Source organism: Leptolyngbya sp. GB1-A1, from assembly GCF_039962475.1.
Lineage (GTDB): Bacteria > Cyanobacteriota > Cyanobacteriia > Elainellales > Elainellaceae > Leptolyngbya_A.
In genome coordinates this window covers 1-19,467 of sequence record NZ_JAMPLI010000068.1, presented here as the reverse complement: position 1 = coordinate 19,467, position 19,467 = coordinate 1, and the positions used below count along the sequence as shown (strand labels likewise).

General features: G+C 48.1%; 17 protein-coding genes and 6 pseudogenes. 7 read left to right on the top strand and 16 right to left on the bottom strand.

The window, feature by feature from the left end:
* The first annotated feature begins 383 nt into the window (after positions 1-383).
* Both NDI45_RS28160 and NDI45_RS28155 read left to right on the top strand, forming a co-directional pair.
* On the top strand, positions 384-824 hold the full coding sequence (locus NDI45_RS28160; RefSeq protein WP_348249729.1) for a hypothetical protein: 441 nt from the start codon (positions 384-386) through the stop codon (positions 822-824).
* 8 nt (positions 825-832) lie between these two features.
* Positions 833-1,609: a glucose 1-dehydrogenase gene (locus tag NDI45_RS28155; RefSeq protein ID WP_348249728.1), complete on the top strand. Its 777-nt coding sequence runs from the start codon at positions 833-835 to the stop codon at positions 1,607-1,609.
* Positions 1,610-2,108: 499 nt separating this feature from the next.
* On the opposite strand, the pseudogene NDI45_RS28150 reads toward NDI45_RS28155, so the two are convergent.
* The 10 genes and pseudogenes from NDI45_RS28150 to NDI45_RS28105 form a co-directional block, all read right to left on the bottom strand.
* A pseudogene (locus NDI45_RS28150) lies at positions 2,109-2,609 on the bottom strand (aldo/keto reductase); the annotation flags it as partial.
* Between the two features lie 25 nt (positions 2,610-2,634).
* Complete coding sequence (locus NDI45_RS28145; protein WP_190792186.1) at positions 2,635-2,868, bottom strand: tautomerase family protein; 234 nt, start codon at positions 2,866-2,868, stop codon at positions 2,635-2,637.
* Between the two features lie 309 nt (positions 2,869-3,177).
* Positions 3,178-3,921: pseudogene (locus NDI45_RS28140) on the bottom strand (SDR family oxidoreductase).
* Between the two features lie 76 nt (positions 3,922-3,997).
* Positions 3,998-5,059, bottom strand: a complete 1,062-nt coding sequence (locus tag NDI45_RS28135) for an NAD(P)-dependent alcohol dehydrogenase (protein ID WP_348249727.1) — start codon at positions 5,057-5,059, stop codon at positions 3,998-4,000.
* 157 nt (positions 5,060-5,216) lie between these two features.
* On the bottom strand, positions 5,217-5,993 hold the full coding sequence (locus NDI45_RS28130) for an SDR family oxidoreductase (protein ID WP_190790484.1): 777 nt from the start codon (positions 5,991-5,993) through the stop codon (positions 5,217-5,219).
* 99 nt (positions 5,994-6,092) lie between these two features.
* Positions 6,093-7,710 (bottom strand): annotated as a pseudogene (locus tag NDI45_RS28125) (Na+/H+ antiporter).
* A 202-nt stretch (positions 7,711-7,912) separates the two neighbouring features.
* Positions 7,913-8,764, bottom strand: coding sequence for an aldo/keto reductase (locus NDI45_RS28120; RefSeq protein WP_190790483.1), 852 nt, complete (start codon positions 8,762-8,764; stop codon positions 7,913-7,915).
* A gap of 39 nt (positions 8,765-8,803) precedes the next feature.
* Entirely contained in the window at positions 8,804-9,907 is a 1,104-nt protein-coding gene (locus tag NDI45_RS28115) for an alpha/beta hydrolase (protein ID WP_348249726.1), read from the bottom strand.
* Positions 9,908-9,988: 81 nt separating this feature from the next.
* Positions 9,989-10,342: a cyclophilin-like fold protein gene (locus tag NDI45_RS28110; RefSeq protein ID WP_348249725.1), complete on the bottom strand. Its 354-nt coding sequence runs from the start codon at positions 10,340-10,342 to the stop codon at positions 9,989-9,991.
* A 184-nt stretch (positions 10,343-10,526) separates the two neighbouring features.
* Entirely contained in the window at positions 10,527-10,835 is a 309-nt protein-coding gene (locus NDI45_RS28105) for a cupin domain-containing protein (protein WP_348249724.1), read from the bottom strand.
* A 548-nt stretch (positions 10,836-11,383) separates the two neighbouring features.
* Here NDI45_RS28105 and NDI45_RS28100 point away from each other — a divergent pair.
* Positions 11,384-12,355, top strand: a complete 972-nt coding sequence (locus NDI45_RS28100) for an AraC family transcriptional regulator (RefSeq protein WP_190790480.1) — start codon at positions 11,384-11,386, stop codon at positions 12,353-12,355.
* Between the two features lie 925 nt (positions 12,356-13,280).
* Here the strand turns inward: NDI45_RS28100 and NDI45_RS28095 are convergent.
* From NDI45_RS28095 to NDI45_RS28085, 3 genes and pseudogenes are all read right to left on the bottom strand, one after another.
* Positions 13,281-13,742 (bottom strand): annotated as a pseudogene (locus tag NDI45_RS28095) (hypothetical protein); the annotation flags it as partial.
* Positions 13,743-13,816: 74 nt separating this feature from the next.
* Complete coding sequence (locus NDI45_RS28090; protein WP_190790478.1) at positions 13,817-14,758, bottom strand: DUF5996 family protein; 942 nt, start codon at positions 14,756-14,758, stop codon at positions 13,817-13,819.
* Positions 14,759-14,842: 84 nt separating this feature from the next.
* Positions 14,843-15,432 (bottom strand): annotated as a pseudogene (locus NDI45_RS28085) (isochorismatase family protein).
* Positions 15,433-15,603: 171 nt separating this feature from the next.
* Here NDI45_RS28085 and NDI45_RS28080 point away from each other — a divergent pair.
* The 3 genes and pseudogenes from NDI45_RS28080 to NDI45_RS28070 all read left to right on the top strand — a co-directional run bounded on the left by NDI45_RS28080 (position 15,604) and on the right by NDI45_RS28070 (position 17,270).
* Positions 15,604-16,323: pseudogene (locus NDI45_RS28080) on the top strand (substrate binding domain-containing protein).
* 42 nt (positions 16,324-16,365) lie between these two features.
* Positions 16,366-16,659, top strand: a complete 294-nt coding sequence (locus NDI45_RS28075) for a hypothetical protein (RefSeq protein ID WP_348249723.1) — start codon at positions 16,366-16,368, stop codon at positions 16,657-16,659.
* 104 nt (positions 16,660-16,763) lie between these two features.
* The gene (locus tag NDI45_RS28070; RefSeq protein ID WP_348249722.1) at positions 16,764-17,270 is read left to right on the top strand and encodes a phosphotransferase; all 507 of its coding nucleotides are present in this window, start codon (positions 16,764-16,766) and stop codon (positions 17,268-17,270) included.
* Between the two features lies 1 nt (position 17,271).
* On the opposite strand, the gene NDI45_RS28065 is transcribed toward NDI45_RS28070, so the two are convergent.
* A complete protein-coding gene (locus tag NDI45_RS28065) occupies positions 17,272-17,805 on the bottom strand; it encodes a dual specificity protein phosphatase family protein (RefSeq protein WP_190790473.1) in 534 nt (177 codons plus the stop codon).
* Positions 17,806-17,867: 62 nt separating this feature from the next.
* Entirely contained in the window at positions 17,868-18,356 is a 489-nt protein-coding gene (locus tag NDI45_RS28060) for a hypothetical protein (protein ID WP_348249721.1), read from the bottom strand.
* 44 nt (positions 18,357-18,400) lie between these two features.
* Between NDI45_RS28060 and NDI45_RS28055 the strand changes: the two genes are divergently transcribed.
* On the top strand, positions 18,401-18,985 hold the full coding sequence (locus NDI45_RS28055) for a TetR/AcrR family transcriptional regulator (RefSeq protein WP_348249720.1): 585 nt from the start codon (positions 18,401-18,403) through the stop codon (positions 18,983-18,985).
* 87 nt (positions 18,986-19,072) lie between these two features.
* Here NDI45_RS28055 and NDI45_RS28050 read toward each other — a convergent pair whose 3' ends face one another.
* The gene (locus NDI45_RS28050; protein WP_348249719.1) at positions 19,073-19,342 is read right to left on the bottom strand and encodes an IS5/IS1182 family transposase; all 270 of its coding nucleotides are present in this window, start codon (positions 19,340-19,342) and stop codon (positions 19,073-19,075) included.
* Positions 19,343-19,467 lie beyond the last annotated feature (125 nt).

Here is a 19,467-nt window from a genome sequence, read left to right as displayed (position 1 = left end):
GCCTCTCGTTGTAACATCCTTGCAGCCATGCCGGAAGTCATTCGTCAGCACACGCTATTTCACTGGTGGAGGCAGGCATAAAATAGTGTTACTTTACTATCCGGATTCCGTATTAAGACGCTTCAAGGAGATGTGGGGGCTAAGTTCATCATCCGCCAGTATCGCTCCCGCGTTTTAAGCATTCCGTTCGTGGAAGGAGCCATTGATTTAGATGTCCCTCAAGACCTGAAAATTCTTTCATCACTCGCTTAGAACCCTACTGGGGGATTTCAAGAAAATAGGGTTGCAGCATTATGGATGAAGCTCAATGAGGAATTACCTCAGCGGGAGCACTACATCGTATCGCTCAACATATCTGGAATTTGGAAAGGATGGCTGAAATAATGCACACAACTTGGGACTCCACCAAACAAATTCTCCGCACTCGCATTTCAGGCAGACTGCATCAGGAGCAGGTTGAAGCATGGGAGCGAAGGCTGGAGCAAGTGAGCCGTCAGATTCCTAAACACCTCAACTTTACGATGCTGATTGACATTCAAGGTTACGAAGTGAGTGAGCAGGACAAAGTAGTTCACCAACAGCAGCGAGTCGTCATACCCACATTTTTAGCAAAACATGGTTTTGAAGTTGGATTTTTTCGGCTCTTTGAAGTTCAAAATACCATTCCTCCGAATCCCGATCGCGCCCGTTGTATTGCAGCCGCTCACGTTCATCATGATTGCAACAAAATGGCACTCTACAATCAAAATCTTGGGCGATCGAATGAACGCTTCTTTTGCCAGCTTTCCGAAGCTGAGGCATGGCTCCATGAAGAAATTTTTTGAAGTGATCTATGAATTTACCAACTTTTGAAGATCGCGTTGTTCTAGTGACAGGCGGTAGCTCAGGCATTGGGCGATCGACTGTATTAGCGTTTGTCAAGCAGGGTGCATCTGTCGTTTTTGCATCTCGTGGAGTCGAGGCAGGTATGGCATTACAGACAGAGATCAACCAATCTGGAGGTAAGGCGTTGTATATACAGGCGGATATGGCGGGCCCTGCCGACATTGAAGCACTGACAACAAAAACGATTCAAGCGTATGGTCGCATCGATCACGCTGTTAATAACGCTGCTGCCAATGTACCACTGACTCCGACTGCCGAACTAACGGAATCCGAAGCAGACTATAGCCTGGCTGTTAATTTGAAGGGTGTGTGGCTGTGTATGAAATACCAGCTTCAGCAAATGGTACAACAGAGAAATGGCACGATCGTCAATGTAGCCTCTGTAAACGGATTAAGCGGTACACCAATTGGTTCTCTATACACCGCGAGCAAGCATGGCGTAGTCGGACTCACACGCTCAACTGCATTGGAATATATTCGTCAGGGCATTCGCATTAACACCGTTTGTCCTGGGTTAGTGCATACTCCACGACTAGAGCGTCGTTGGGCAGAGTTGTCACCAGAACAGCGATCGCAGTCTATGCAAAAATTAGCCGATTCCATTCCCATCGGTCGATTTGCCCAACCTGAGGAAATTGCTGCTGCCATTCTCTGGTTATCTTCAACTCAAGCATCCTACATTGTGGGTCAGGCGATCGTCATTGATGGTGGGTTGACTGTATAGGGGAATTATCCTAGCTATGCATGTCCTAAATAGCTTTATTTGTAAGGCTTTCAGTGTCTACAAATTTTACGCAACTCATTTGCTCAAATTCTTGTCTCAAAACCGTTGAAGGGCTAAAAGCCCTACTCTTCAAAGATTAGGACGACTGCAAATTCTGCGCAACTCATTTGCAAGCGATTTAGAGGGACAATTTTCAGAGGCATAAGACTGTTTGCATGATTACTGGCGATCGCAGATTTAACGAAGCCTGAAACTCCTTTACATCAATATCTTCAGCGGCTGAAATTTTGCGCAACTCATTTGCAAGCGTCCAACAAGGGCAATTTTCGCTTGAGGAATTATTCCAGATTCCAGAGAATAATTTTGCGCAGGTCATTTGCTCTTAGGGTTGATGTAGATGTAAAAGTTCTAAAAAAGCTAAAGTTGCTACTATGTAAGGATTTTAGGCTTCACGATAAAGCGCAAGCCATTTGCAAATTGCGCAATATAATCTGCTCAGTCACAACCGACCTGTCAGTTGCTCCAACTTTTCGGGGTAACGCGCTCCTTGCACAGTAATTTTGGCGGCAGCATCGTTGATGCTTTGCAAATCTTGGGGCGTGAGTTCGACGGAGATCGCCCCGATGTTTTCGTCCAAGCGATGCAGTTTTGTAGTGCCCGGAATTGGCACAATCCACGGCTTCTGAGCCAGTAACCAGGCAAGTGCAATTTGGGCAGGTGTTACCTGTTTTTGTTCTGCAATGCTGTCCAGTAGATCGATCAAGGCTTGATTTGCTTTCAGTGCCTCTGGTGTAAAGCGAGGCAGACCACTCCGGAAGTCGGAACTGTCGAAGGTTGTGCTTGTGTCGATTTTGCCTGTAAGAAAGCCCCTTCCTAGTGGACTGTAGGGGACAAATCCGATGCCAAGTTCCTCAAGGGTTGGGATCACTTCTGCTTCAGGTTGTCTCCACCACAGCGAGTATTCGCTCTGGAGTGTGGTGACTGACTGAACCACGTGGGCAGTTAAAAGTCGAAGCCGTCTATTGCTATTTAAGTGGGTTATATCCTGGCTTTTTGTAGAGCTTTTCTGGGTTATTCACAATGTCTGGTTTACAGACTTTCTCTACCCAATCCTCTGGATTGATTTCTTCAATCGCTACCGAAATCGAGTCTTCGCTGCTTTCCAGAATTGACATAGCGTCTTTCACGATTTGCTCGACAACCCGAACTTTCTGCTGTTCCGACCTGCCAGGATAAAGCTTGATACTGATATGAGGCATTGTTTTTTCTCCTTCAGTCCTTTGCTGAACAAAGTTTAAAGCCATTAGGTGCGAAGGTCATGGACTATAACCATTTGTTGCTTTCACTGAAGTAACGGTATGTAGCGACAATCATCACTACACCATATCGGGCGGCGGCTATCAGAAGGATGATGCAATTGCAAAAACACTGTCGCTAAATTGCCTCCAAACGAGTAGCATCCACGCTTACTTCCTCTGCAAGTCGCTATTGCTATCGTCAAATTTGTGCTTTTGTGTGATTGCCCCATCAAAATGCGATCGCCCTCAGCCTAACCACTAATTCTCTCCTTACCAAGGCTGCGTAGTTGGACCAATCGTAAATTCATTTACGTTGGTGTCTTCTGGCTGGTCAATCGCAAACGCTATAACATTGGCAACGCGATCGGGTGAGATGCCATATTGCTCATACAGCTTGGTCATTTTTTCAGCCGCATCCTGGTCGGTAATCTGACCTAACAACTCCGTGTTAATTGCCGCGGGATAAAGGGCCGCAGTCCGAATGTTAGTCCCTTCCTAGGCAGACTCCATACGGAGAACTTCCATGAAATCGCGGAGAAACCATTTCGTTCCACCGTAGAGCGCACCCCCTGGATAAGCTTTTAATCCAGCCACCGATGACGTTGTGATCACATGCCCAGATTTTTGGCTAACAAACATTGGTAACACCGCAGCGACACCATTGAGGACACCCTTAATATTGACATCCACCATTTGATTCCATTCCTCCGTTTTCAATGCAGAAAGTGGAGCAGTGGGCATGATGCCCGCATTCAAGAAAATCACATCGACACGACCAAATGTTTCTTGGGCAAGCTCAACGATCGCCGCGTTATCCGATGGGTTCACCACATCCATCACTTGATAAACGGCTTGTCCGCCAACTTTTTGAATTTCATCAACGAGTTGTCTCAGTTGATTCCCGCGTCGTGCGCCCAGTACAACTTTCGCGCTTTTGCTTGCAAGCAATTTTGCAGTTGCTTCACCAATCCCTGAAGATGCACCGGTAATAATCACAACTTTGTCTTTAATCATCCTATTTCCTCTCTTTGCTGAGTCACTATTGAGTTCTACCTAATAGACTCATCAATCAGCCGAGGTTTCACCTCGTTTATTCCGATTTAAGCGATGCCATATCAATGACAAAGCGGTACTTCACATCAGACTTGAGCAGGCGATCGTAGGCTTCGTTGACTTTCTGGATCGGGATGACTTCGATATCGGCAGTAATATTGTGTTCACCGCAAAAGTTGAGCATTTCCTGGGTTTCGGCGATGCCACCGATCATAGAGCCAGAAAGACTACGGCGACCCATGATCAGGCTGAATGCGGCGACATCCAGTGGCTTTTCTGGTGCGCCAACCAGAGTAATGTTGCCGTCGAGCCGGAGCAGGTTGAGATAGGCGTTGATGTCGTGTTTGGCAGAGACAGTATCGAGAATGAAATCGAAGCTGCCAGCGTGTTTCTGCATCTCGTCAGCATTGCGGGAAACGACCACTTCATCGGCACCGAGGCGCAACGCGTCTTCTTTCTTGTCGGGAGACGTGGTGAAGACAACAACGTGCGCTCCCATCGCATGAGCCAGCTTCACACCCATGTGTCCCAAGCCGCCCAGACCGACCACGCCGACTTTCTTACCCTCTGTGACGCCCCAATGACGGAGTGGCGAATACGTGGTGATGCCTGCACACAGGAGCGGCGCAACTCCAGCCAGCTCAAGGTTGTCAGGAACGCGCAGCACAAAGCGTTGATCAACAACAATGCTATTGGAATAGCCACCATAGGTAACTGGAGCAGTCTTGTGCTTGTCTGGAGAGTTGTAGGTGAAGATTGCATTTTGGCAAAACTGCTCAAAGCCAGCCTTGCAATTGGGACAGTGCCCATCTGAATCGACCATACAGCCAACTCCCACGACATCACCGGGCTTGAATTTAGTGACTGCCGAGCCAACCTCAGTGATCCGTCCGACAATCTCATGCCCCGGAACGATCGGATAAGTCGTGGACATAAAATCGCTCCACTCGTCCCGCACTGAATGAACATCGGAGTGACAGATGCCGCAGAAGAGAATTTCAATTTGTACGTCCTGTTCGGTGGGATCGCGCCGTGCAATCGTGTCGGAGGCTAATGGCGATGCGGCACTGGCAGCGGAGTAAGCTTTGGTGTTGTACATGAATCAATGCTCCTAGTTGTTTATTTTTGGTATATGGTACTGTTCATCGCTGACTTCGAGTACCGCCTGCGGGGCGATCTGAGTCATGCCGTTAGCGGTGGTGAATGGTGACAATGTTTTTTGTCATGCGGTTAAGGGTCGATCGGGTTGGCGGCCATTACTGCACCGTTTGACCACCGTCGATGACCATCGCGTGTCCAACCATGAAGGCAGCCGCATCCGAACATAGCCAAACCACTGCCGCAGCAATCTCCTCAGGCTTGCCCATCCGGCCAATCGGCTCCTCCGCAATGACCTGCGCTCGCCCTTCGTTTGTGCCGCCCGTGAAGCGACCCATCATGGGGGTATCGATGTAGCCGGGACAGACGGCGTTGATGTGGATGTTCTGCGCGGCGTAGTCGAGGGCTGCCGCCTTGGTGAGACCAATCACCCCATGCTTCGCGGCAGTGTACGCGGGACTGCCCTTGATGCCAATGATTCCTGCCCCCGATGAGGTGTTGACGATCGCGCCACCGCCCTGTTTAAGGATCAGCGGGATCTCGTGCTTCATGCACAGGAAAACACCGCGCAGGTTGATGTCGATGATCCGATTCCACTCCTCTTCCTCGTATTCCGCAGTCGGAGCCGGATTTCTCGGCTCAATGCCTGCATTGTTAAAGGCGAAGTCCAGCCGCCCGAAAGCCTCAACGGTTTTGTCCAGAGCCGCCTTTACGTCCTCGCTTCGTGTTACGTCGCACTGGACAGCAATTGCCTGTCCACCCTGGTCTTCGATCAGGCGTACCATTTCTTGATTACCCTGTTCTGAAATGTCAGCAGCTACGACCTTAGCACCTTCACGAGCAAACGCCAGCGCCGCCTCGCGACCAATGCCACTTGCTGCTCCGGTAACAAACGCAACTTTTCCTGTGAAGTTTCCATTCTTGTTCGTCGTCATTATTTTTCTCCTTTAATTTTTCACCTAACAATCACCTAACCTGCTCCTCGGGCCTGTAATAACGGCTTTTTCTTTGGTGTTGTTGCTCATTATTTCTCCTTACTCGGCATCGGATTCCTGTAAACCGATCTCCCGAACTTTGAATTCTTCCACGTCGGTCAACAAGAGATACTTTCTGATCAACTCTTCGTCAAACTCGGCACGGCGATTCATTTTGTTCAAGAGATTTCGTCGTTGCTCCAGCACTTCCAGGTAAATGGATTGATAGCCTTTTAGTGAGTTTTGCCAGACAAAATTTGATTCTTCGAGTTGGCGATCGAAAAACTTCAGATCGATTTCGAGCTTCGAGAACAAATTATCCAAATGTTCGTTTCGTGCGCGCTCTCCACTATATTTTTCTTCCAGGAAGCGAAGCGAAGCCAGCGCTAATTTCTTTTGAATGATAATTTCCTGCTTTTGTTCAGGGATGAGAGTAAACCTATCCTTGGGTTTACTTTGCGGACCAGCCAGGGAAGCGTTAATCCTTGAAAAACCAGGGTGATTAGAATAACGACAAACGTGATAAAGAGAATGAGGTCACGATAGGGAAACGGTTGTCCTGCTTGAGTGAGGATCGGGACGGAAAGTGCAGATGCCAGCGATACCACGCCGCGCATTCCTGTCCAGCCGAAAATCAGGGGACCTCGCCATCCCGGATTCGGGTCTGACACCGTGATAAAACGGCTCATGACTCTCATCAAAACCGACGTTCCAAAGGTGCAAAGCAGCCTGGTGACGATCAGTACGAAAGTGATGATCAAGCCGTACCAAACGGCACTGCCGAAACTAATCTCTCCGAGCTGCCGAGTGACAAACGGCAATTCGAGTCCGATGAGCAAAAAAATCAACCCGTTTAAGACAAGACCAGATTCGTCCATACATTTAAGCCTTCAACCCGGCTCCGGTAACTCAGCAGGCTATTGCGCTTGCTGGATAAGAACAGTCCACCACTGACGACCGCTAGCACGCCCGAAACATTAAAGTGTTCGGCAAAATAATACATGCAGTAGGGTGCGACTAGTGTTAAAACAATCTCGATGCTGGATGTTGTGGGCAATAAACGGCGAATGCCGTAGAAAATCAACCCGACAATGAGTCCGATCAAGATTCCCATTAAAATAACGAGAACGAAGTTGACGGCTGCCTCTTGAAAATGGAACTGTCCGGTGAGGACTGCCGCCAACGCAAAGCGAAACACAATCAGCGACGAGGCATCGTTGAGCAAGCTTTCGCCTTCGACAATGCTCACCAGCGATTTCGGCACGTTGACCCGCTGCATGATCGTCGTTGCGGAAACAGCATCAGGCGGTGAGATAATGCCACCCAAAAGAAAGCCCAGCGCTAACGTAAAACCGGGAATCAACGCACTGGAGACCACTGCGATCACGCATGACGTTAAGATGACGATCGGAAACGCAAACCCGATGATTAGCCCTCGCCATTTCCAGAATTCTTTCCACGAGACTTGCCATGCCGCTTCATAGAGCAGGGGTGGAAGAAAAATCAGGAAAACCAGTTCCGGGTTGATGGTGATATTTGAAAACGGAGCGATGAAACTTAGCGCGAGCCCGCCCAATACGAGCACGATCGGGTAAGCCAGTCGCAGTTTATCAGCGATCATGACCAGTCCAAGAATGATCAGGATGAGGCAAACATATTGAATGAAAATGCCTTGCATGAAACGAATTTTGCAGAGAAGTGAAGGTTTACGGACATGATATGCGGTTATTCTTTGGTGTAGACCCGATCGTCGAAATTTCTAAACTGCTATTTCCAAGTTTTCGTTTTTGCATGATTCCTCAGTTAAGGGGAATTAGAAGCCCTGCTATCGTTCGTTGTTAAACGCCGTGTGAGCCAGATCAAACGGGAGCGCAGTGATTCTAAATGTCAAGTTTTACGGTACTCAACCGTTTCACCATTTCCGGATCACGATGGTCGAAGAAGCTGGTAACCCTCGTGTCTAGCGAGATAATCTCATCCATATCTTTAGGGCTGAGTTCAAAATCGAAAATGTTGAAGTTCTCAACAATTCTTTCCTGTCGAACGGATTTTGGAATCACAACGACTCCTCGTTGGGTCAGCCAGCGCAGAATCACTTGAGCAACAGTTTTCTTGTATTTCTCAGCGATCGCAAGCAGCAGTTCATTTTTGAAAATGTTGTTCTTGCCTTCAGCAAACGGTCCCCAGGATTCGATCTGCACCTTGTTTTCCTGTAAAAACTTCTGGGTTTCAATTTGCTGATTGAATGGATGAGTTTCGATCTGATTGACCGCAGGAATCACTTCGTTATGAACCAGCATATCCATCAATCGATCGGGTTGGAAGTTGCTGACACCAATGGCTCTAATCTTGCCTTCTTGATACAGTTCTTCCATCGCTCGCCACGAGCCATAGACATCGCCATAGGGCTGATGAATCAGATAGAGATCCAGATAATCTAAGTGCAATCGCTTGAGCGATCGCTCAAACGCCTTCTTTGTGTTTTCGTAGCCAGTATCCTGAATCCAAAGTTTGGTAGTGACAAAGATCTCTTCCCTTGGTACACCACTTCTTTGAATGGCTGTGCCAACAGCTTCTTCGTTTTGATAAGCAGCGGCGGTATCAATCAAACGATAGCCTGCACAGATGGCTTCATATACGCTTCTTTGACACTCTTCGAGGTCAGCGATCTGAAAAACACCGAATCCTAAAATGGGCATCTCAACGCCATTATTCAGTACAACCTTTTGCATTGTTTCTCTCCAATTTTTGCTGTTTTCTTAAATGAGCTATCATTCAACCTGCGACCGACTGAGGTGCTGATTGAAAAAGGAGGCAAGCTTGTCCCAAGGAATAAGGTTCACTCGATCGTACAAATCGACATGTCCCGCGTTTGGAACAATGTAGAGTTCCTTTGGTTCGGCGGCGCGTTGATAGGCATCTTCGCTGAACTCCCTGGAATGGGCATTGTCACCCGTGATGAACAGCATGGGACGGGGCGAAATCGTCTCAATATCATTGAACGGGTAGAAGTTCAGGAATTTGACGTTGCTGGTCAGCGTCGGATGGGTTGTCAGTTGCGGCGACGAACCTTCAGGGGTGTATTCGCCCCTGGGAGTGCGGTAGAAGTCATAAAACTCACGCTCAATCGCGGTGGAGTTTTCATTCAGTTCATGCACCGTGCCGCTAGTGTATTGGGTTTCGCCGCCCGTGAACTCTGCATAGCGTTGTTCAGCCGCCGCTGCGATCGCTTGCTGCCTCTGTTCGAGGGTCGCAGAATGTCTCAGCCCGTTGCGGTTGGCTGCACCCATGTCATACATGCTGACCGTCGCGATCGCCTTCATGCGCGGGTCAATCTTGGCGGCGCTGATAACGAAGCTACCGCTGCCGCAAATCCCAAGAACGCCAATTCGATCTCTGTCAACGAGGGACTGGGTGCCCAGAAAATCGACCGCAGCACTGAAATCTTCAGCATAAATATCCGGTGCAACAACGTTGCGGGGCTGCCCTTCACTCTTGCCCCAGAAGGATAAATCAAGGGACAAGGTGATGAATCCTTGCTCAGCCAGCTTTTGGGCATACAGATTCGAGCTTTGTTCTTTGACTGCGCCCATTGGGTGCCCGACAATGATTGTTGGATGATTGGTGTTCTGATCCAAGTCTTTGGGAATGAAGAGATTCCCAACAACCTGCATGTTGTATTGGTTTCTGAATGTAACTCTTTGCATCGTCACCTGGTCGCTTTGATAGAAATTGTCTGCTCCCTCGACCACAGCAGACTGCTGCACGGGTGTTTGGGAAGCCTCACGCGAGATGTAGGTTCTGTCGATCGCAAATGCTGCTGTTGTACAGATCGCACTCATCAAGAGAGTTGGTATTAGAACACGATGTTTCATGACTTTCTTTGTAAGTTTGGGTTGATCTAATGGGTTTACTTCGGTTCAATCGTCGCAAGCCGCTTCCTTGCTGTATCCGCTTTACTGCGATCGCAACTCGATCATCACTTCTACAGAACCAGGCACATTCAATGCCTCGATGTCACCGTCAATTTTTCCGAGGATGACGAGTCCGTTTGAGTATCCAAAATCGTTGTAATACATCGCCAAATTTCCCCAGGGAGCGTAATACGCGATATCTCCAACCGCAGGATCACTACCCGAAGGGGCATCTTCTGTTGATAATCGTCTTGGCAAATCACTAACTTTTTCGGTGTTCGCGTGGTCTTCTAAAGTCAGCGTTAATGGCAGCAGGGAAATAAAATCCTGAGTGGTTTTGCTATCAATCAACGTAGCTGTCACAACTTCGTTTCTGACCCTGATGTTGATCTTCATCCTGTTTGCCTGCTCGGTTGATAGTTCAGTCGGTGTCTCTGACGGTATTTCTGACGAGGTGCTGCGGGTGATACTGTTGTCGGCACGGCAAGCTGAGGAACCAAAGACATTGCCAGGGCAAGGAGCAAAATGAGCATTCGCTTCTGAGCGTTTTTCCCTCTGTCAGGGGGGGATCTCAAAAACATCAGGATCTCCCCTCATACTGCTCGTCGCTGACCTGTTCCATCCAGTTCCCAGGGCTGCCGTTGAGCGCCTCCTGGATAGCGATGTGAGTCATGGCTGTGGTAGCTGTGGCTCCATGCCAATGTTTTACACGGGGCGGAATCCGGACGACGTCACCAGGTCTGATTTCCTGAATTTGACTACCCCACTGCTGAATCCAGCCAATTCCAGCCGTCACAATCAAGGCCTGCCCCAGAGGATGGGTGTGCCATGTGGTTCGGGCACCAGGCTCGAAGGTGACACTTGCGCCAAACGTGCGTGACGGATTCATGCGCTGGAAAAAGAGGATTGATGCGTACAGAACCCGTGAAATAGTCAGATGAGCCTTCAGTAGAAGACTGCTAACCATTCCGCGTGATTTCTACACTCTGTGGGCGATCGCCCAATGAAACTTGGGTATGACCTGCCTGTGCAAACCCCAAAGCTAAATAAGGATGCCATGACAGGTATCGTGAGCCGTTTCATTTTCGTTCCTCCATGTTTGTGCAACGCCCATGCAAAACTTTCCCACAGCAGCCTGCTGTGGATTGGATGATGCTTCCTATGCGATCGCTTCTCACAATCGCTCCAATCAACCTGTGTATTCCCTTTGATAAAAGTCCAGACGATTACAAGCAGTTGGAATCGTTTTTCATTGCTTTAACCTCATTCTAGGCATCCTGAAAGGCAAGCAATAGGATGATTGTCTAGAATGATTGTACAATCCTGCAAACTTGCACCAGCTTCCATCAAGTCACGCTAGATTTTATACAGGCTTAGCTGCCAAACCCTTTTCTACACCTTGATGTGTGCATAAATCGATTGGAACAGGCACAAGAAATGAACGCGACAAGAACGAGTGAAAAGCCCGGTAGAGCGTTGATAGACGACCCACAGGCAAAGCGTGAGAAAGACCGAGCGCAAGCTAACCGAGAGGAACTGACCGAGCGAATTGCACGGACGGTTAGTCACGATGGCGTGATTGAACCACTGAAAGGATTGCACGTCTATCGCACCTCCTACCCTTCAGAGTGCTTGCACAGTGTCTCGATTCCGTCCTTCTGTGTCATTGCTCAGGGCAGCAAAGAGGTGTTGTTGGGAAGCGATCGCTATCAGTACGATCCGATGCATTATTTGTTGGGAACGGTCGAACTGCCGATTGCCAGCCGAATTCTGGAAGCATCTCTAGAGAAACCATTTCTGAGCCTTCGTCTCGATCTCGACCCCACTCTGGTTGGTTCAGTCATGGTGGAGGCAGGCTATCCCTCCGCCCAAAGGGGTACCAGTGTCAAAGCGATCGATGTCAGTCCACTGGATGCGAATCTGCTGGATGCGACGGTGCGGTTTGTCAGACTTCTCGATTCTCCGGCTGAAGCCCATGTGCTGGCACCCCTGATTAAACGGGAAATTATCTACCGATTGTTGATGGGAGCGCAAGGCGAGCGGCTGCGTCAGATTGCCGTTCTGGGTGGCTACACGCACCACATTGCCAGAGCCGTCGATCGCCTTAGGAAAAACTTTAACCAACCGCTTCGGATTGAGGATATTGCCCACGAGCTTGGCATGAGTGTCTCAGGCTTTCACCATCATTTCAAATCGGTCACAGCGATGAGTCCCTTGCAGTTTCAGAAACAACTGCGGCTCCAAGAGGCTCGCCGTCTGATGCTGGGGCAAAACCTGGATGCAACTAGTGCGGCGTACCAGGTGGGGTATGACGATCCTTCACACTTCAACCGGGAGTATAAGCGGCAGTTTGGAGCACCACCCATGCGGGATGTGGAGCGGCTACGGGAAGTCGCAAAAATTGGTTGATGATCGACACCCGCTCATTGTGCATCCAGGTAATTGCCGTGCACTGGAAGCTGTGAGTGCTGGCTCCCTCAATCCCTAATCGCTTGAAGGCTGCCCGCAAAATCGCATCGTAGATGCCAAACAAGGCTCGATCGCGCTGGGTTACTAATCCTTCTAAAAGAGACTCTTAAGGAGACGATCGCATTTGTATCTCTCGGCATGAAAGTCATCTAAGCGTAAGCCTAAACCCCACATACAAGGAGGTTTCGGAAAAATAAAATTCGCGCCATCAATTTGAAGACACTGGAGAGCATAAATTTCTGCTTGAAAATGGCTTACCGTTATCAGCTAAGATTTACCGTTCCGTTAAGCCTGAAAGCCCTATGTAGCAGGAGTTTTAGCGATCAAAAATCCGTGCTACGAACTTGAAAGCCCTTAGAGGCTTAAGTTGCCGTAGCTAAAGAATTTATTGTCGTAGAATAAAAATTTGGCGCCACGAATTTGATAGTGATATCTGGTAAGCTCTAAAAGACTCTAATATGGTAAAAATGACGAAATCTTTACCGTAAAAGGATTCCACACTTTACGATGTCGCGCCATGAATTTGAAAGCCGCGCCATTTTTTATGAAAACGTACAATCGGTAAGGGTATAGGTTGACCGTTGAGATGCTGCATCGGTCAGAGTGATGACACCGTGCTTAGTGATAGTCGTTGTCATATTATTCTGGCGGTGTAAGACGGGGCGTTGGTCATACTTCGCCTGTTTGAGGGTTGTTGGTTCTTGTCCGGTTCTCAAATCACAAATTTTGATCATCATGCAACATCGATCGCGGTCTTGGCCGGCACTGACCAGGAGTTGGTGATTAGGACTAAAGACGATCGCAGAAATTGCGTGTGCATGTCCCCGCAATGTTTGGATCCACTCAACTTGTGTTGTAGCCTCCTCTACGACTTGTACTGGGTCTGGAACGGAGCTGATTCTGGAATGTTACGGGGAGTTCCCAAAAGGCGGATGGCACGATTTTGATCGCTAGTGATTAACGTCTGCCCATCAGGCGTAAACGCGATCGTAGAGACGAGGTAACGATTACTGAACCAATTGTGATGAGTAGGGTTTGCTGACTGGGTCAGAGTATAGATGTTCTGTCCAGTTGCTACGTCCCAAAATGTCTGGGGTGTTTCTGCTGACGAGGCTTGTCCAAAAATACCAGTCGCTAAAGTTTTGCTATCAGGGCTAAACACGAGGGCTGAAATGCGATCGCTGGAATTACTCAAGTTCAATGTATGAACAACTTCGCCTGTGGCAACCATCCATAGCTTGACCTCTGGTTCTGAATGGGCACTGGTTGCGAACCATTGTCCATCCGGGCTGATTGCCAACGCGATTGCTTCGCTGCAATGTCCCGGAACCCGCCGTACCGTGTGTCATCCTACATTAAGGCGGGCGAGACCAAGTCGCAATCAGGGCTGCTAGGGAAAAGTTAACTTCTTAGCACCGGGCTATATTCTAGGGCAGCGCGATCCCAATGTCCTAAATCCGCTGCTGCTTCGTAAGTGCTTTGCAAAAATAACAGCACCATTGCATCTGAATTGCTTGCCTGCCTTACTGCTTCATAGGGCAAGATAAACTCTTGCATTTCTGGACTAAAGAATGCCTCCTGAGGTTGCACTGAGTAGTCTTTGAACCCTTCGGGGGCGGGATAGGCGTAGGCGTAGAATAACGCTTCGATCGCGCCTTTGCCAAACCAGAATCCACAACTGCTCACCTCATGGGAGTAAGCCTCTCGCGTCACCCAATCTGCCATTCCTGGAACACCACCGGGATGTTCCGGCGCACGTCGCCCGGAGAATCGTGTCACTGCCAAATCAAAGCTACCCCAGAAGAAATGGACTGGGCTACACTTCCCCGCATAACGAGCGCGGAAAAGGGTTAGGAGCCGATCGCACTGTACCAGAATTCGCCAAAATCGTTGGGCACATTCTGCATCATAAGCCGCGTGTTCGTGATCCTGCTCAAAGGGAATCGGATCGGTTATTTCCTGGGGTACTGTCCAAATCTGTACCTCAATTCCAATCTCCTTGAGAGTCCTCATGACAGCTTGATAAAAATCAGCAACAGAGCGAGGAAAGAGTTCAACCGTTTTGGTAATCCCATCACTCGTTTCAATCAATGAATGATGATTGAGAAAATCAAAAGTGAGCTGAAAGGTGCGGGTCCCATAAGGAATCGCTGAAGTGGTCAGCCCCCGTGGCGTAACGTACAGAGTCGAATGCCACCAATGGTTCACTTTGGGAGCAAGAGACAACCGAATCTTGCCAATAATTTGTGTCCATAGATGAAGGGTTGTATTGGTATCTTGCCAAGCTGCGACGGGCAACGATGGCCAGATGTCAGTCAATGGAGATGGCATGGGTGTAGCCATGATAGAAACCTCTATGCAAATTAAAGGCAGATTCGGCAACCAACGCTAGCGCTATTTGTATCAAGGATATGTCTTGGGCGGAAGCTATCCAATTTTTGGCAACACATCTTGAAAAAGGATCCGCAAAAGTTGCCCGCCTTGAGGACGACTCCAATCTTGAGCCAGTTTAGCCATCAGCGTGTTGGTTGTGGTCAGCACAACTCCTTCCCGCTCCATCCGCCGCCGTGACATCTCCTCAGAAATATCAAAGGGGGAGCCTGAAGCATCCATCACAGCTTGCACGTTATAGCCCTCTTGACGGGCACTGATGGCAGGATAAACCAGGCACACATCGGTTATCACACCCGCCATAATAATGTTTTTACGATCGTGACGAATCACAGCTTTCTTAAACCCTGGATCATCCCAGGCATTCACGATTCCGGCTCGTCTAATTCGGGTTTGAAATGCTCCTGGCAAAATGTCTTGTAATTCTGGCATCAGTGGTCCCTGAAGGTTTTCCTGTTGGCCGCTGGTCAGCACTACCGGAATATTGAAAACTTTCGCTGTTTTTGCCAGAGCAAGGGTGTTTCGCTTCACAACCTCCAGGGGATATTTTTGATTAACTGCATGGTTCCAACTTGGTGATCAATGAGCAGCATGACTGAGTTCTCAGCCGTAAAAGAGATGTTCATTTTTGGCTCCTTCATTTTGAATACTAGAGGTCGATCGAGAATGATTTCTCAAGCGCTTGGATAGAGCCACTGGTAAAACAATTGCGTTAGTTGAGGCATTAGCAGATATGTGAGAATCCACACCACAATACCGATCGCAGTACACGAGTAGGGACACCGACAGAAACAGGATTGGCTTTCCATAAGCGTTGCCTAGAAATTTTGGCAAGCTTGGAAGAAGCGGAGCGATCGATTACCCAGCTTCAAGCAGAACCAAAGAGTAGACTTCGGTTGAATGCTCCCATGTCTTTTGGCACAATACATCTGGCACCAGCTCTACCGGACTTCTTGATGCAATATCCTGAGCTGAAGGTACAATTGACCCTCAACGATCGCTTTATTGACCCCATCGAAGAAGGGTTTGATATCACCATCCGCATTGCCAAACCCCAGGAAAGTTTGAGTCTGATTACTCATGTCATTACAACAGCTCAACGGGTTCTATGTGCCTCCCCAAACTATTTAGAGAGTCGTGGAGTTCCAACCCATCCTCGTGAACTGCAAAATCATTCCTGTTTGCATTATGGGCAGATTGGAGTTGAAGATCAGTGGATCTTGAGCGATCCTGATGGTGAGCAATGAGTTTCAGTAACTGGAGTCTTGTGTTCAAATAACAGAGAAGTCCTTCGAGATGCAGCCGTTCGAGGAATAGGCATTACATTGCTACCCATGTTCATTGTTAGTCATGAATTACAACAAGGACTGCTACAACTCGTTCTGCCTAAGTATCATCCATCAGAACTTTCAATTTCTGCCATTTATCCCGTCAGTCGCTATTTATCAACAAAGGTGTATTTGCTGGTTGATTTTCTTCAGGAAGGATTTGGTAATCAGCCTGATTGGAAGCCGTAGCCCAGACAGGATATTTTGGAGTACTGGCCAAAGGAGGCATTCATGAGTACAGGGCAAATAGCAGGTGCGATCGGAACACCCGCTTCTGAGATTGAAATTGATGCCTCCCTCGTTCACTCTCTTCTAGCAGCACAGTATCCTGACCTGGCACATTTGCCGCTCCATTCGGTCGGTGCAGGTTGGGATAATGCCATGTTCCGATTGGGTAATCAGCTATGCGTCCGGCTTCCTCGTCGCAAGATTGCTACCACTCTTATTGAACATGAGCAAGCCTGGCTCCCACAATTATCCACTCTTCCCATTCCGATTCCAATTCCTTACAGATTAGGCATCTAGGACAAGACTACCCCTGGAAATGGAGTATTTTGCCCTGGCTAGCAGGGGTAGCGGCAGATCAGCAAGAACCGAACTACGACTAGACACAGCGGTTTGCGGCTTTTTTGCGATTGCTTCATGTTCCTGCACCACCCAATACACCATCTAACCCATTTAGAGGTGTACCGTTGCATCAGCGAGCCACTTCTGTTAAGGAACGAATGCAGCGGTTAGAACAGAAAACAAATCTGATCACTCCAGATATCAAACACATTTGGAATCAAGCATTAGATGCACCAATGGATGTTGAAGCAACCTGGATACATAGCGATCTCCATCCCTGTAATGTGTTAGTTGAGGCTGGTGTGATTACAGGCATTATTGATTGGGGAGACATTACAGCAGGCGATCGCGCAGCCGATTTGGCGGCAATCTGGATGCTCTTTTCCGATGTAAAAGTGCGTCAACAGGCGATTGCAGCCTATGCCAACGCTTCTGAAGCAACCCTGGAACGCGCTAGAGGATGGGCAGTGTTCTTTGATGCCATGCTACTGGATACAGGATTAGTCGATAACCCGCGGTTTGCTGCGATCGGAGAGAAGACATTGCGACTTATTACTGAGGATGTTTAAATCATTCATCCTGCTGACAGGCATCTAGAAGATTGTTTAGCTCTGTCAATACTCGAAGTGGATTTTTACCCCGCAAAGGAGCCGCAATTACGGCTTCATAAGGATTTCTGCCCATCTGTCGAACTGCCTGAACCGCTGCCTGCTGAGATAAGCCTCGTCCAACTACCAGCCATGCAGTTAGAATCTGTCCCGTTCGTCCAATTCCTCCCGAACAATGAACGACTGTTTTACGCTGACATTGATCTGACGCTAGGAGAAACGGCAAAATCGTGTGCTGAAGAGTTGTACGATCACAAATCTCAAAGTCCGCAATCGCTGCCCAGCAAACATTTTTAATTCCAAAGGCTTGTTTGTAGTAGCCCAACAAATCTGGGTAGCGAACAAGCTGGTCTTTGTCTAATAGACAGCAAACACGCTGAATCCCTTTACCTTTCATGAACGAGATCCAGGATTGGATTTGTACGTCTGTATATCCTGGTCTGGATGCTCCAAAAACAATGGATTCAGTTGAGCAAGCCGCAGCAAATTTATACACAGTTCTGTTGATCTTCAGGTGATGATCTAATTCTAGATAACCAAGCAATGACTATAACTTGCTTATTTGAAGAACGGTAGCAAGTCATACTCCTGACGAATATTAAGTAGTGATCGCTCCATCAATGGTTCAAAATTCAGAAAAGGTAACAGCTTTTGGCGATTTCGAGTTTTAAACCAAATCGGAATTAATTCTAGAACCACTCCAGGAAGTACTTTCAGAATTGAGCCATACAGCCGAAGAGTTCCCTTTTTTTTGATCATATCTTCGTACATCACATCAACAGCAGGGGAGTTTTTCATCTTGAGATAGGTCTGAAACGTACACTCACTCGTCCACCAAAACAAAGGAAGGATTTTCAATTCATCAAACATTCCTGTGTCGCAACCATAAATGACATGACCTACGTCATGGGCACGGAGAATCTTGGCAAAGTCTGAGGGTTGGGTTGCCGGATCGGTGATGTGGGGGTTGAGAGCATAATACTCTGCAAGTCCTTCTCGCAAGGTTTGGGTACTGTTTTTATCGATGTAGCGAGGACGTCGTTGCATAGCTATTTCGATACGGAACTGTATCGTAAACTATAATAACATCTATGGCAGATCCCAATAAAAAATCACCTGGAAGACCTCGGAGTGCCGAGTCGCATCAGGCAATGCTGCAAGCGACCTTAGAGTTGCTGGCAAAGGTTGGGTTTGAAGCGATGAGTATTGAGGCGATCGCTACTCGTGCAGGAGTTGGCAAAACCACCATTTATCGGCGCTACAACAGCAAAGCAGAATTGGTGGCAGATGCGATCGAGAGTATTCGAGAAGAGATTGTCATCCCTGACACCGGGAGCCTTTGGGGTGATATGGATGCCTTGATTCAAAATGCAGCCCAGATCTCGCTTAATCCTTTAGGAAGGCAAACGGTTGCCATGATTATTAGCAGTGCGTCGAGCAATGCTGAATTTGCTCAAATCTATTGGACAAAATACTTGCATCCCCGACGAGAAGCATTTGCTGTTGTCCTGGAGCGAGCAAAGGCAAGACAGGAGGTGAAGCCTGATTTAGATCCAGGGTTAGTTTTCGACACCATGAGCAGCATCATGCTCTATGTCATGATATTCCAACCTACTTCTGACTCCTGGGAAACTTATGTGCGCCATGCTTTGGAACTTGTCCTCAAACAAATCTGATATTCATGACGCAACTTATGCTTTTGTCCGCTTGTTTTTATAGAACCCATTTGAGATCTATGTACTTGCTAACCGCTTGAGCATTAATCAGATAAAACACAGGTTGAGCTTGGCGGTGGCATGGTCAAGCGTTCGCTCAAAATTCTTAATCAAACTCTTGCACCGCTCCATCCAGGCATTCGACCGTTCTACTACCCACCGAGTCGCCACAGGGACAAATCCTGTTTTCCCCTGGGCTGCCTTTTGTGCCTTGGTCGGCTTCGGATCCAGTTCAAAGCGAATCTTGGTCATAATCTGTGGGTAAAGTTGCTGCAAGGCAGCAATGAGCTTATCGGGGTGATATCCGTGGTCAAGCAAGATTGTAATCTTATACCAATTCAATAAATACCTGCTACAGATAAAGCATTGAGAATGTAATCCCAACCGGTTAAAGACGCAATCGTCTGGCGTTGCAACTGCTGCAATTGCTGAGTCAACTCTTC